An 11909-nucleotide genomic window follows, 5' to 3' on the forward strand; every position below is an offset into this window, starting at 1 on the left:
GCTTCCCTTCCAGGCGGCCGGCGTCACGGCGGTCTCACGCCGCGAGGCCGTCCAGGGCTGGTTGGTGTGCCACGCCGAGCGCGGTCTCCACCACCGTGACGAACTGTTCGGCGGCGCGGAGCAGGTCATCGGCCTCCCGGGCGCTGACCACCCGGGGGATGCCGGCCTCGGCGGCGGCTCGCTTGCTGGCCCCGGCGGCGAAGAAGCGGGCCCACTCGTCGAGCTCGGGGGCGACGGCGCAGAGCAGGACCCAGACGCTGGTGATCCGGTTGCGCCGGCTCGGGGCGGGGCGGGCCCGGGCGGCGAGCAGGGCGGCCGCCGCGCGCAGCGCCGCCAGGTGGGCGGCCGCGTAGCGCAGGCCGTCGGGTCGGGTCTGGCCGGCTTCGACCAGCCCACGGCGGGCCAGGGTGAGGAGCTGGGCAGGGGTGCGGTGCGGCAGCACGTGCGCCGGCACCGTCGGTGCCTGAGCCGGGTTGGTCGGCATGGACTGTCTCCTCCACATGGCCGGGGCGTCGGTCGGGGCGGTGATGCCGCCGACGAGACGCCGAGGTCGGGTGGGTGCGGAGGAAGACGCACCGGGGGTGGCCGGCCGGGTGTGGATGCTTCCCCACACCACACCCGGCCGGCGTACCGGCGGGTTCGTCGCCCGCCGCCCGGGGGTCGTGGGCGGCGGGCGACGCTCCTGCCTGATGGGACCGGGCTCGCGACTGCCCGGAAACCCAGGTGCGGCCCGCGGAGCCGCACCGGCCGGAACTGGCGCCGCGAAACGCCGCGCTCCGGCTGGTTGGAACGAACGTTCGAGGCAATCGAACACTCGTTCTAACTGCTGCTGACAGTACACCTCCCCTCCGACGAAAATGCAACGTGTGACGCGCCAGGACTCGCCGTGACCTGTGCCGAGGTGAACCGGCGCACCCAGACCGGGAAGAATGACGGGATGCAGCCACACCCGAACGTACGGGCGGTGCAGGACGCGCTGGACGGCGCCGGCGCGCTCGACGGCGCCGGTCAGCCCAGCACGGTCCGACTCCTGCCCGACGCGGTGCACACCGCGGCGGCCGCCGCCGAGGCGCTCGGCGTCGAGGTGGGCCAGATCGCCAACTCGCTGATCTTCGACGCGGACGACGCGCCGCTGCTCGTGCTCACCTCCGGCGCGCACCGGGTGGACACCGCCGGTCTGGCCGCGTCCATCGGTGTCACCCGGCTGCGCCGGGCCACCCCGGAGTTCGTCCGCGAGCACACCGGCCAGCCGATCGGCGGGGTCGCCCCGCTCGGGCACCCTCGGGCGCTGCGCACCCTGGTGGACACGGCGCTGGCGACGTACCCACAGATCTGGGCGGCGGGCGGCGTACCGCAGGCGGTCTTCCCGACCACCTACGCCGAACTGCTGCGCGTCACCGCCGGCACCCCGGCCGAGGTGGCGTGAGCGAGCGGAGCGAGCGAACCAGCCGGCACAGCAGCGATGCGCTCGCGCCGCCGCGAAGCGGTGGCGTGAGCGAGCGGAGCGAGCGAACCGGCCGGCACAGCAGCGACGTACCGGAGCTGGTCACCCTGCACGTGTGGCGGATCGCCCGGAGCGCGCTGCCCCGGGCGCTGACCCGGATGGCGGTGGATCCGCGTCGGCTGCGCGCCCTGCCCGGCGTCCGGTTCGGCAAGCTGCTGGGCACCGGGACGGGCACCGGCTTCGGCCCTGGTGACGCCGACCTCACCAGGTGGGCGGCGCTGACCGTCTGGGACTCCCCCGCCGCGGCGGCCGGCTTCGACGACTCGCCGGTCGGGCGGGCCTGGGCGCGCATCGCCCAGGCGCAGGTCCGGGTCGACCTGCGTCCGCTGAGCAGCCGTGGCGAGTGGTCGGGCGAGCGGCCGTTCGGCGAACCACCGGGCGGGCGGGTGGCCGGGCCGGTGTTGGCGTTGACGCGGGCCCGACTGCGGGCACGTCGGGCGGCCACCTTCTGGCGGGCTATCCCGCCGGTGGCGGCGGCCCTGCGGGACGCGCCGGGGTTGCTCGCCCGGTTCGGCGTGGGCGAGGCCCCGTTGGGCTGGCAGGGCACGGTCAGCGTGTGGCGCGACCCGACGGACCTGGTGGCGTTCGCGTACCGTCACCCGGAGCATCGGGCGGCGATCATGCGAACCCCCACCGCGGGTTGGTACGCCGAGGAGCTGTTCGCCCGGTTCGAGATACGCGACGTGGTCGGCGACCGGACGGTCCTCGGGTGGGTCGCCGACGGCGACCAGGCGACAGTGAAGGGTGGACGGGCATGAGGTTGGTGCGCTGGACGCCGGACGACCTCGTCCGACGACTGGACGATGTGGTGGCCGTCTACGGCGAGGCGATGGGTTACCGCACCGATCTGTTGGAGGCCCGGCGCGGCTACATCGCCACCCACGTGCGCCGGCCGGGGTTCCGGGCCGTGGCCAGCCTGACCAGCGAGGGTCACCTCGCCGGCTTCGGGTACGGCTATCTGGGCAGCGCCGGCCAGTGGTGGCACGACCAGGTGCACCGGGCGCTGGACGGCCCGACCCGCAAGCGCTGGCTCACCCACTGCTTCGAGGTGGTCGAGCTGCACGTCCGCCCGCCCGCGCAGGGGCACGGCCTGGGCGCCGGCCAGTTGCGGGCGCTGCTCACGATGGCCGAGGGCGACACCACGCTGCTGTCCACCCCGGAGGCGGAGGAGCAGACCTCGCGGGCCTGGCGGCTGTACCGGCGCTTCGGCTTCGTCGACGTGTTGCGCGACTTCCACTTTCCGGGTGACGAGCGGCCGTTCGGCGTACTCGGTCGGGACCTGCCGCTCGATCCCCCCGCGTCATGACCCGACGGATCTCCTGGACGCTGCTCGGCGTCCTGGTGTTCGCCCAGATCTGCTACCCGCTGACCACCGGCACGACCCGGGCCGGGCTGACCGTGGCCACCGTCGTGCTCGGCTGGCTGCTCTCGGTCGGTCACGCGCTGCTCAGTCGGGGCCCCCGGGTGGCGGCGGCGCTGGTCGCGGTGGCCACCGGCGGTGGGTTCGCGATCGAGGCGATCGGGGTGGCCACCGGTGTGCCGTTCGGCAGCTACGACTACTCGGGTGAGCTGGGTCCCAAGCTGGCCGGGGTGCCGTTGATCATCCCGCTGGCGTGGACCTGGATGGCCTGGCCGGCCTGGCTGGCCGCGGTCCGCCTGACCGGCGGCGGCACGGCAGGTGGTGGCACGACGGCCGGGCGGTGGGTGGGCAGGATCGCGCTGGCCACGCTGGGGCTGGCCGCCTGGGACCTCTTCCTCGACCCGCAGATGGTCGCCGAAGGCTACTGGGTCTGGCGCGACGCCACCCCCGCGTTGCCCGGCCTGACCGGCATCCCGGTCAGCAACTACCTGGGCTGGCTGCTCTTCGCCGTGCTGCTGATGAGCGCGCTGCGCCCGCTGGCCGGTCCGACCGCCGAACGCACCGACCGGCGGGACCACCCGATGGTCGCGCTCTACCTGTGGACGTACTTCTCCAGCATCCTGGCCCACGCCGTCTTTCTGGACCTGCCCGCCTCGGCGCTCTGGGGCGCCGCCGGCATGGGGGTCACCGCCGTGCCGCTGACGGTGACGCTGCTGCGTGCCCGCCGGCACGGCGAGACCCGCCAGGAGGATCACCGGCCGGACCGCACCGGCGTCGACGCGACCCGATGACCGTCCTGTCCGTCCTGCTGGTCGCCGTCGCCGCGTTGACCGCGCACACCTGGGTCAACGCCACCCGCTGGCTGCGCCGGCCCACCGACGCACCGGACGAGGTCGGCGAGTCGGTGGCCGTGCTGCTGCCGCTGCGCGACGAGGCCACCCGCGTCACGCCCTGCCTGCGCGCCCTGCTCGCCCAGCGCGGCGTTCCCGGGCTGCGCGTCGTCATCCTCGACGACGGGTCCACCGACGGCACCGCCGACGTGGTCCGCGCGGTGGCCGGCGACGATCCCCGGGTCACCGTGCTCACCGGGGTCGCCCCGCCACCGGGCTGGCTGGGCAAACCGCACGCCTGCTGGCAGCTCGCCACCCGGGCCGCCCCGGAGGCCACCGCGCTGGTCTTCGTCGACGCCGACGTGGTGCTCGCCCCGCACGCCGTCGCAGCCGCCGTCACCGAGCTGCGCGCCGCCCGCGCGACGTTGCTGTCGCCGTACCCCCGAATTGTGGTGGCGACGGCGGCGGACCGGCTGGTCCAGCCGTTGTTGCAGTGGCTCTGGCTGACCTTCCTGCCGCTGCGCGCGATGGAACGCTCGCCGCGGCCGTCGCTGGCCGCGGCGGGCGGCCAGTTCCTGGTGGTGGACCGGGCCGGTTACACCGCCGCCGGCGGGCACGCCGCGGTCGCCGACAAGATCCTGGAGGACGTCGAGCTGGCCCGCGCGGTCAAGCGGGCCGGTGGTCGGATCGCCCTGGCCGACGGCTCGCGGCTGGCCACCTGCCGGATGTACGACGACTGGCCGCAACTGCGCGACGGGTACTCGAAGTCGCTGTGGGCGTCGTTCGGGCACCCGGGCGCGGCGGCGGCCGTGGTGGCGGCGCTGCTGCTGCTCTACACCGCCCCGCCGCTGGTCGCGCTGGGGTTCGCCTGGACTGCTCCCCGGGTGTCAATGGTTGCGCTCATCGCATATCTGCTGGGGGTGGCCGGGCGGGTGCTCACCGCCCGCGCGACCGGCGGCCGGTGGTGGCCCGACGCGCTCGCACACCCCGTGTCGGTCGTGGTCCTCGGCTGGTTGACCCTGCGGTCGTACCATCTGCGGAAGCGACGCCGCCTCACCTGGCGGGGCCGTCCGGTCAGCTAGGGAGGGCACGGCATGGCGCGGATCGTGGTCGTCGGCGCCGGGGTGGGTGGCCTCGCCACCGCCGCCCGGCTGGCCGCCACCGGGCACCAGGTGACCGTCTTCGAGGCGGCCGACACGGTCGGCGGCAAGCTCGGCCGGTACGCGCACGACACCCCGGCCGGGTCGTTCCACTTCGACACCGGACCGAGCCTGCTCACGCTGCCCGAGGTCTTCCACGATCTGTTCGAGGCGACCGGGGCGAAGCTCGACGAGTACCTGGACCTGGTCCCGCTGGACCCGATCGTCCGGCACGTCTTTCCCGGCGGCGGCCCGACCCTGGACTCGTGCGCCGACCCGACGGAGTTCGCCACCCGGATCGGGGCCGCCCTCGGTGACCGGGCGGCGGCCGACTGGCAGCGGCTGTGGCGCCGGGCCGCGCGGGTGTGGGAGGCGTCCTCGCGGGACATCCTGCGCCGTACCGTCGACTCCCCCCGCGACCTCGCGTCGCTGGCCTGGCGGCTGGGCGACCTGGCCGCCATCGCGCCGGGCCGCAGCCTGCGCGGGCTGGGCCGCCGGCACCTGTCCGACCCGCGGCTGCGGATGCTGCTGGACCGGTACGCCACCTACACCGGCGCCGACCCACGCCGGGCGCCGGCGGCGCTGGTCGCGGTGCCCTACGCCGAGCTGGCCTTCGGCGGTTGGTACCTGCGCGGCGGGCTGGGCACGCTCGCCGACGCGCTGCTGACCCGCTGCCTGGACCTCGGCGTGGTCGTGCAGACCGACACCCGGGTCACCCGGATCGACGCGACCGGCGGCCGGGTGCACGGGGTACGCCTCGCCGGTGTCGCCGCGCCGGTGCCCGCCGACGTGGTGGTGGCCAACGTGGACGCCCTCACCGTCTACCGTGACCTGTTGCCGCACCCGCGTCGGCTGGCCGGCCTGGCCGACCGCAGCCTCGCCGGTTTCGTGCTGCTGCTCGGCGTCTCCGGCGACTCCGGGCTGGCCCACCACAACGTCTTCTTCCCGCGCGACTACGACGCCGAGTTCGACGCGGTCTTCGGCGACCCGGGTCGGGGCGTACGGGCCCGGCCAGCGGCCGACCCGACGGTGTTCGTCACCGTGGCCGACGACCCGATGACCCGACCGGCCGGGCACGAAGCGTGGTTCGTGCTGGTCAACGCTGCCCGGCAGGGTGTCGCCGGTGGGGCGGTCGACTGGCGACGCCCAGGGCTCGCCGACGCGTACGCCGACCGGATCCTGGACGTTCTGGCCGAGCGCGGCGTGGACGTGCGGGACCGGCTGCTGTTCCGTGAGGTGCGCACTCCGGCCGACCTGGACACCGCGACCGGGGCGCCGGGCGGCGCGATCTACGGCACCGCCGGCGGTCTGCTCCGCCCGGCCAACCGGGGCCCGGCGCACGGACTGTGGCTGGTGGGCGGCTCCAGCCACCCCGGCGGCGGGCTGCCGATGGTGACCCTCTCCGCGCAGATCGTCGCCGAGGAGATCGGCCCCGCCTGGTAGCCGGGTGGGACGCTGCTCAGCCGGCGTGGTCGGTCAGCGGCGTGGTCGGTCAGCCGGCGTGGTCGTTCAGCGGCGTGGTCGGTCAGCGGCATGGTCGGTCAGCCGGCGTCGAGGAGCGCGCGGCGGACGGTGGAGAGCAACTGCCCCAGCCCAAAGCCGGCGAGCAGCACCCAGACCGCGGTCGCCATGGTGATGGTGCCGGCGGCCAGGTCCGGCTCGATCAGACCGGCCAGCCCGGCGACCACCAGACCCGCCAGCGCGACCGAGACCCGGGTGGGTCGTTCGCCGACGGTCACCGCGCCGATCTCACGCATGCCGGCCAGGGCCGCGCGGGCCCGGACGTACTCGTGCAGCCAGGACAGCGCACCGGCCGCGACGACCAGCCCGCCCGGCGCGCCGACCAGCCAGAACGCCAGCAGCCAGGCCACCTCGCCGAGCCGGTCGGCCAGCGAGTCGTAGACGTAGCCCAGCCGGGTGGTGCGGTCGGTGGCGACGGCGACGGCGCCGTCCACACTGTCGGCCACGGCGGCGAGCAGCACGAACAACGCGCCGAGGAACGGGCCGTCGCCCGGCCGGGTCGCCAGCAACGGTACGCAGAAGCAGAGCAGCACCCCGACGACGGTGACCGGGGTGGGGCCGACCCGCAGCCGGCCCAGCACGTACCCGACGTGGTAGGCGAACCGCAGCCAGGCGCGTACCACCGGCGCGGCGACCCGTGGGTCGAACCCGCCGTGCAGCCGCGCCCACGCCGTGGCGTACTGGTCCCAGTTCAGCTGTGTGCCCACCTGGGGATCAACCGTCGTGCCGGGCATCAGGTGTCGCCGACTCCCTGTTCACACCCGCGCGCCGGCCTTGAGGTTCTGCCAGACCTCCCGCGTGGCGGTGGACCGGTTCAGGGTGATGAAGTGGATTCCGGGGACGCCCTCGTCCAGCAGCCGGCGACACATCTCGCTGGCCTGCTCGATGCCGAGCTGGCGCACCGCCTCCGGATCGTCGGCCACCCGCTCGAAACGCGCCGCCAGCGCGGGCGGGAAGGGCGCCCCGGAGAGCTGCACCGACCGCTCGATGGTGCCGATCTGGGTCACCGGCATCACCCCGGCCAGGATCGGGGTGGCGCAGCCGGCGGCGGCCACCCGGTCACGCAGGCGCAGGTAGTCGTCGGCCTCGAAGAACATCTGGGTGATCGCGAACTCGGCGCCGGCCCGGCACTTGCGGACGAACTGCGCGGTGTCGCTGGCCACGTCGGGTGAACGGGGGTGCTTGTACGGGAAGGCCGCCACGCCGACGCTGAAGTCGCCGGAGTCACGGACCAGCCGGACCAGGTCCTCGGCGTAGTCGACGCCCTCGGGATGCCGGACCCACTCGCCGCCCGGGTTGCCGGGCGGGTCGCCGCGTACGGCCAGCACGTTGCGCACCCCGACGCCGGCAAGCCGCCCGATGACGTGTCGCAGCTCGGCCACGGAGTGGTTGACGGCGGTCAGGTGGGCCATCGGCAGCAGGGTGGTGTCGGTGGCGATCCGCTCCGTCACCGCCACGGTGGTGTCCCTGGTCGAACCGCCCGCGCCGTAGGTGATCGACACGAACGACGGACGCAGCGACTCCAGCTCGCGGATCGCCTGCCAGAGCAGCCGCTCCCCCGCCTCGGTCTTGGGCGGGAAGAACTCGAACGAGAACGTCGGCTGCCGGTCACGGATGAGCGCCCCGATCGCCGGCTGCGGATTGGGGAGTACCGAGGGAAGACCGAGCGCCACGACCCGACTCTAGCGGGCGGCGCCACCGTGACCCAGAAGCTTCCCACCGTCGTGGACGAGTCGTCCGCTCCCGGCGGGCCGCGTGTCATGGTGAGCAAGCAACGAGCGAGCGGCCGGGAGGATCGGGAGTACGGCTCAGGTGAGGTCGATCCAGTAGTCCAGATCAACCAGATGCGCGCCTGACGATGTGCGCCACCTCGACCACGCGCTCACCGACGCGTGTGGTTCATCGTCGTTGTGGACGCTTGATCCTTCCGTCGCCTACCGCTGCCACAAGAACCCGCAAGCCTGCCAACCGGACAAAGATCCGCCGCTTTTCCACTGCGTCGCCCTTTTTGTCAAGCTTATAACCATCCAACCAAACCCAACCGTCATAGGTAATCCAGTCCGTCACGACCCCGATCACCCTGAACGTAATTGGCCTTGTGAACTGAACGCTTGCCTCCTTGGTGAGAAGCAGAATGTCACCCGGATTGGGCTTCATCGACATTCCTCCTCTCCCGCCAACTCTTCAGGTGAGCGCTGGCCTCCACCAGCCGAGGGCACGAACCGTCCGGCCCGCACTTCGAGCAGACGTTGCGGTGGTGAAAGTCGATCACGTAGCTGGCCATGATCACGAGGAACGGGGGTTCCGGTCGAGGCTCCTCACGCATCATGACGGCTGGCCTGCTGGTTGCGACGCTTCGCGGCTTGGCGCTTCGTCTCACTCCGCCCGAGTGCCCCAGCGGTGCGGCACGCACCTACCTGCCCGGGGGAGCTCGTCCGCTGAACAACGTCTATGGGCCTGCCTGGCCTCTGGAACCACTTCCAACGGCGCATCTGTCCTCCGCATCGTCGTTTCCTGCACGATGCCGAATGGCGACGGGACCCCTACACAGCGTTGATGTATGTTCATTGAGCGTCACGGACGTCCAATGAGGAGAGCGGCTGTGAACCATGGACTCATTGCAGCGATGACCGAGGCTGGCGAGACTGCTGAGAGTCTCGCAGCCCAGACCGGTGTAGACCCCAAGACGGCACAGCGATGGGTGAGCCGTGGGCGCATCCCTCGACCGGTAGCACGCTCACGAGTAGCAGCGATTCTCGGCAGGGACGTAAAGGACCTTTGGCCGGACGTACTCAAGAGACGCGAGCCATCTTGGTTCCGTCAATGGGTCGACCTTGAGCGGGAGGCGCTGGGGCTTCGATGGTTCGAGCTGGCGTGGGTCCCAGGGCTGTTGCAGACGGAGGCGTATGCCAGGGCCACGCTGGAGATGGAGTCACTGACTCCGGAGGAGATAGACGCATTCGCCTCAGCTCGCATTGAACGGCAGTCAATCCTTCACCGCTCACGGCCTCCGTTGCTGGTGGCAGTCATGGACGAAGCAGTCCTTCGCCGTCCAGCCAGCGCCAAGGATGACGGCAGTCTGATGCGTGCTCAGTGCGAGCACATCATTGCCTGCGCCGAGCTGTCCTGCGTGCGGGTTCATGTCGTCCCGTTGGGTACGCCGATGCACCCGGGGCTGGGTGGGCCCTTCATCATGGCCGAGCTGCCGGATGGAACCCGGGCAGCCCACATCGACGGGCAGGTCCGAGCGCAGATCATCGAGGATCGAGCGGAAGTCGCTACCCTGGAGGGACGGTGGTCGCGCATAGTTGGCGAAGCGCTCCCCCGAGCGCAGTCTCTCAACCTCATCAGGGAAGCGGCAGCATCATGGACCTGACCAGCGCACAGTGGCGCAAGAGCACGAAGAGTGGCAACAACGGCGGGGCGTGCGTTGAGGTTGCTGGCAACCTCCCGGAAATCGTTGCCATCCGGGACAGCAAGGACCAGCACGGGCCAGCGCTGGTTGTCGGCCGGAACCAGTGGCAAGCCTTCGTTGCAATCGTCAAGACCGATGCCCTGAGCTGACTGCGTCGCGGAGGGAAAACCCCTCAAAGGATGTTCGTGCCGGCAATTTCAGACAAATAAGGTCCTCTACCCAATGGATAGAGGACCTTATTTCTTGGAGGAGAATCCTCGACTATCGACCAGACCTACGTTGGCCTGCTCGCGGGGTTCCGGCAGGGGAAGTCGTCGTACCCCGGGGGTAGGAATGGGGGGCGCGGAAGGGGCGGTGGGGGCGGCCGGTTCCGGCGCGGGGGTCACGCAGCCGAGGTGTGCCCGGGCCGTTCCGCGCGGGTGGGCGTCACCGCGTCGACGTCCCGCCGGGAGGACCCATGATCTCGCCCGCACCGCCGTACCGCACGCAGCTCGGGCCCCTGCTGGTCCGGCATCGGCTGGCCCGGGGGTGGAGTCAGCGGCGGGCCGCCGCCGAGTTGTGCGCCGCGGCGGGCGTCGCCACGTTGAGCCGCCACGAGGTGTCCCGGTGGGAGCGGCAGCGACGCGTACCCGGCGGGTTCTGGCTCGGCTGGCTCGCCGTCGTGCTGGACGTACCGCCGATGGTGCTCGCCGAGGCGGCCGCGCGCACCCGGCGGACCGGACCGTCAGCGGTCGGTGGGTCGGGCCGGCGCGGCGCGCCGGCTGCGCGGCCGGCCGGGCGGGCCGGTGGGGGTCGTGCCCGCCCGCGGCCCGGCGGGACTACGCGTGGCGGTGGGGCGCGGGCCGCGGCGAACCGCTAGCGTCGTGGCGTGACCCATGCTGCTCCCGTGTCCCCCGTCGACCGCGCCGGCCTGCGGCAGCGGGTCGACGAGGCGCTCACCGAGTTCCTGGCCGGCCAGCGGACCCGGTTGACCCTGGTTGACCAGGCCCTCGTTCCGGTGGCGGAGGCGATCGAGGCGTTCGTGCTCGGTGGCGGCAAGCGCCTACGCCCGGCGTTCGCGTACTGGGGATTCCGAGGCGCGGGCGGGGTGGACGGCGACGAGGTGCTCACCGCGCTCGCGGCGCTGGAGTTCGTGCAGGCCAGCGCCCTGATCCACGACGACCTGATGGACCGTTCCGACACCCGGCGGGGCGAACCGGCGGTGCACCGGCGGTTCGCCAGTCGGCACCGGGCGGCCGGCTGGGGTGGCGACGCGGACGGGTTCGGCGACGCCGCCGCGATCCTGCTCGGCGACCTGTGCCTGGTGTGGTCCGACGAGCTGCTGCACTCCGCCGGTCTGGACCTGCGGGCGCTGGCCCGGGCCCGGCCGGTCTTCGACGAGATGCGCACCGAGGTCACCGTCGGGCAGTACCTCGACGTGCTGACCCAGGCCACCGGGGACACCTCGCTGGAGCGGGCCGGCAAGGTGGCCCGGTACAAGTCGGCGAAGTACACCGTCGAGCGTCCGCTGCTGCTCGGCGCCGCGCTGGCCGACGCGGGCGAGGAGATCCGGACGACCTACTCGGCGTACGGGTTGCCGTTGGGTGAGGCGTTCCAGCTCCGCGATGACGTGCTGGGGGTCTTCGGCGACCCGGCGCAGACCGGCAAACCGGCCGGGGACGACCTGCGCGAGGGCAAGCGCACCTATCTGGTGGCGGCGGCCGTGGAGACCACCGACGACGCGGGCCGGGAGCTGCTGCTCGGTCAGCTCGGCAACCCGGACCTGGACGAGCAGGGTGTGGCCCGCCTGCGCGAGCTGATCCAGGCGAGCGGGGCCCTGACCCGCACCGAACAGCGCATCGTGACGCTCACCGACACGGCCCTGGCCGCCCTCGCCGCCGTCGATCTGGACACCGAAGCCCGCCAGGCCCTGGTAGACCTGGCCATAGCCGCCACCCGCCGAGCCGACTAACCCCCCACCCCCTCCCCCGCGCGCGCCCGCCCTTTCGCCGGGTTGATCACGAAGTTATTGCCGCGACACGCCGCGCCGGCCGGCAACAACTTCATGATCAACGAAATAGGGAGGGGTTAGTCCTTGTCGCCTCTGGCGAGGTGGCCCGTTCCGGGCTGAAAATCGTGTTGGTCGCTCGCTGACGTCGTT

General features: G+C 72.6%; 15 protein-coding genes. 11 read left to right on the plus strand and 4 right to left on the minus strand.

What is annotated here, in order from left to right; genetic code table 11:
- Positions 1 to 34 precede the first annotated feature (34 nt).
- Positions 35 to 484: an SAV_6107 family HEPN domain-containing protein gene (locus ACLQ25_RS13655; protein WP_234589090.1), complete on the minus strand. Its 450-nt coding sequence runs from the start codon at positions 482 to 484 to the stop codon at positions 35 to 37.
- A gap of 453 nt (positions 485 to 937) precedes the next feature.
- Here ACLQ25_RS13655 and ACLQ25_RS13660 point away from each other — a divergent pair, with 453 nt between their 5' ends.
- The 6 genes from ACLQ25_RS13660 to ACLQ25_RS13685 all read left to right on the plus strand — a co-directional run bounded on the left by ACLQ25_RS13660 (position 938) and on the right by ACLQ25_RS13685 (position 6276).
- Positions 938 to 1426: a YbaK/EbsC family protein gene (locus ACLQ25_RS13660; protein ID WP_425731239.1), complete on the plus strand. Its 489-nt coding sequence runs from the start codon at positions 938 to 940 to the stop codon at positions 1424 to 1426.
- A gap of 65 nt (positions 1427 to 1491) precedes the next feature.
- Positions 1492 to 2262 (plus strand): monooxygenase, encoded by a 771-nt coding sequence (locus tag ACLQ25_RS13665; RefSeq protein WP_425731240.1) that lies wholly within the window; start codon positions 1492 to 1494, stop codon positions 2260 to 2262.
- Positions 2259 to 2810: a GNAT family N-acetyltransferase gene (locus ACLQ25_RS13670; RefSeq protein WP_355049443.1), complete on the plus strand. Its 552-nt coding sequence runs from the start codon at positions 2259 to 2261 to the stop codon at positions 2808 to 2810. Before ACLQ25_RS13665 ends, ACLQ25_RS13670 begins: the two co-directional genes overlap by 4 nt.
- Positions 2807 to 3655: a carotenoid biosynthesis protein gene (locus tag ACLQ25_RS13675; protein WP_425731241.1), complete on the plus strand. Its 849-nt coding sequence runs from the start codon at positions 2807 to 2809 to the stop codon at positions 3653 to 3655. The genes ACLQ25_RS13670 and ACLQ25_RS13675 overlap by 4 nt, the downstream gene beginning before the upstream one ends.
- A complete protein-coding gene (locus ACLQ25_RS13680) occupies positions 3652 to 4776 on the plus strand; it encodes a glycosyltransferase (protein ID WP_425731242.1) in 1125 nt (374 codons plus the stop codon). Before ACLQ25_RS13675 ends, ACLQ25_RS13680 begins: the two co-directional genes overlap by 4 nt.
- Before the next feature lie 12 nt (positions 4777 to 4788).
- The gene (locus ACLQ25_RS13685; RefSeq protein ID WP_425731243.1) at positions 4789 to 6276 is read left to right on the plus strand and encodes a phytoene desaturase family protein; all 1488 of its coding nucleotides are present in this window, start codon (positions 4789 to 4791) and stop codon (positions 6274 to 6276) included.
- Positions 6277 to 6374: 98 nt separating this feature from the next.
- On the opposite strand, the gene ACLQ25_RS13690 is transcribed toward ACLQ25_RS13685, so the two are convergent.
- Together ACLQ25_RS13690 and metF are read right to left on the minus strand one after the other, a co-directional pair.
- Positions 6375 to 7088: a CDP-alcohol phosphatidyltransferase family protein gene (locus ACLQ25_RS13690; protein WP_396799170.1), complete on the minus strand. Its 714-nt coding sequence runs from the start codon at positions 7086 to 7088 to the stop codon at positions 6375 to 6377.
- A 21-nt stretch (positions 7089 to 7109) separates the two neighbouring features.
- Complete coding sequence (metF, locus tag ACLQ25_RS13695; RefSeq protein ID WP_355049438.1) at positions 7110 to 8027, minus strand: methylenetetrahydrofolate reductase [NAD(P)H]; 918 nt, start codon at positions 8025 to 8027, stop codon at positions 7110 to 7112.
- A 27-nt stretch (positions 8028 to 8054) separates the two neighbouring features.
- On the opposite strand from metF, the gene ACLQ25_RS13700 reads away from it, so the two are divergent.
- Entirely contained in the window at positions 8055 to 8210 is a 156-nt protein-coding gene (locus tag ACLQ25_RS13700; protein ID WP_425731244.1) for a hypothetical protein, read from the plus strand.
- A gap of 43 nt (positions 8211 to 8253) precedes the next feature.
- On the opposite strand, the gene ACLQ25_RS13705 is transcribed toward ACLQ25_RS13700, so the two are convergent.
- Positions 8254 to 8511: a hypothetical protein gene (locus tag ACLQ25_RS13705; protein WP_425731245.1), complete on the minus strand. Its 258-nt coding sequence runs from the start codon at positions 8509 to 8511 to the stop codon at positions 8254 to 8256.
- A gap of 445 nt (positions 8512 to 8956) precedes the next feature.
- Here ACLQ25_RS13705 and ACLQ25_RS13710 point away from each other — a divergent pair, with 445 nt between their 5' ends.
- The 4 genes from ACLQ25_RS13710 to ACLQ25_RS13725 all read left to right on the plus strand — a co-directional run bounded on the left by ACLQ25_RS13710 (position 8957) and on the right by ACLQ25_RS13725 (position 11720).
- The gene (locus tag ACLQ25_RS13710) at positions 8957 to 9730 is read left to right on the plus strand and encodes a DUF5753 domain-containing protein (protein WP_425731246.1); all 774 of its coding nucleotides are present in this window, start codon (positions 8957 to 8959) and stop codon (positions 9728 to 9730) included.
- Positions 9721 to 9918, plus strand: coding sequence for a DUF397 domain-containing protein (locus ACLQ25_RS13715; protein WP_425731247.1), 198 nt, complete (start codon positions 9721 to 9723; stop codon positions 9916 to 9918). The genes ACLQ25_RS13710 and ACLQ25_RS13715 overlap by 10 nt, the downstream gene beginning before the upstream one ends.
- 308 nt (positions 9919 to 10226) lie before the next feature.
- Positions 10227 to 10628 (plus strand): helix-turn-helix domain-containing protein, encoded by a 402-nt coding sequence (locus tag ACLQ25_RS13720; RefSeq protein WP_425731248.1) that lies wholly within the window; start codon positions 10227 to 10229, stop codon positions 10626 to 10628.
- A 9-nt stretch (positions 10629 to 10637) separates the two neighbouring features.
- Positions 10638 to 11720, plus strand: coding sequence for a polyprenyl synthetase family protein (locus ACLQ25_RS13725; RefSeq protein WP_425731249.1), 1083 nt, complete (start codon positions 10638 to 10640; stop codon positions 11718 to 11720).
- Positions 11721 to 11909 lie beyond the last annotated feature (189 nt).

It is taken from the genome of Micromonospora sp. DT44 (assembly GCF_049841635.1).
GTDB lineage: Bacteria > Actinomycetota > Actinomycetes > Mycobacteriales > Micromonosporaceae > Micromonospora.

Excerpts from the sequence above, each read along its gene's own strand:
- ACLQ25_RS13720 (WP_425731248.1), top strand. The coding sequence starts at position 10,227 with ATGATCTCGCCCGCACCGCCGTACCGCACGCAGCTCGGGCCCCTGCTG.
- ACLQ25_RS13655 (WP_234589090.1), bottom strand. The coding sequence starts at position 484 with ATGCCGACCAACCCGGCTCAGGCACCGACGGTGCCGGCGCACGTGCTG.
- ACLQ25_RS13690 (WP_396799170.1), bottom strand. The coding sequence starts at position 7,088 with ATGCCCGGCACGACGGTTGATCCCCAGGTGGGCACACAGCTGAACTGG.
- ACLQ25_RS13670 (WP_355049443.1), top strand. The coding sequence starts at position 2,259 with ATGAGGTTGGTGCGCTGGACGCCGGACGACCTCGTCCGACGACTGGAC.
- ACLQ25_RS13660 (WP_425731239.1), top strand. The coding sequence starts at position 938 with ATGCAGCCACACCCGAACGTACGGGCGGTGCAGGACGCGCTGGACGGC.
- ACLQ25_RS13680 (WP_425731242.1), top strand. The coding sequence starts at position 3,652 with ATGACCGTCCTGTCCGTCCTGCTGGTCGCCGTCGCCGCGTTGACCGCG.
- ACLQ25_RS13685 (WP_425731243.1), top strand. The coding sequence starts at position 4,789 with ATGGCGCGGATCGTGGTCGTCGGCGCCGGGGTGGGTGGCCTCGCCACC.
- ACLQ25_RS13675 (WP_425731241.1), top strand. The coding sequence starts at position 2,807 with ATGACCCGACGGATCTCCTGGACGCTGCTCGGCGTCCTGGTGTTCGCC.
- ACLQ25_RS13715 (WP_425731247.1), top strand. The coding sequence starts at position 9,721 with ATGGACCTGACCAGCGCACAGTGGCGCAAGAGCACGAAGAGTGGCAAC.
- ACLQ25_RS13705 (WP_425731245.1), bottom strand. The coding sequence starts at position 8,511 with ATGAAGCCCAATCCGGGTGACATTCTGCTTCTCACCAAGGAGGCAAGC.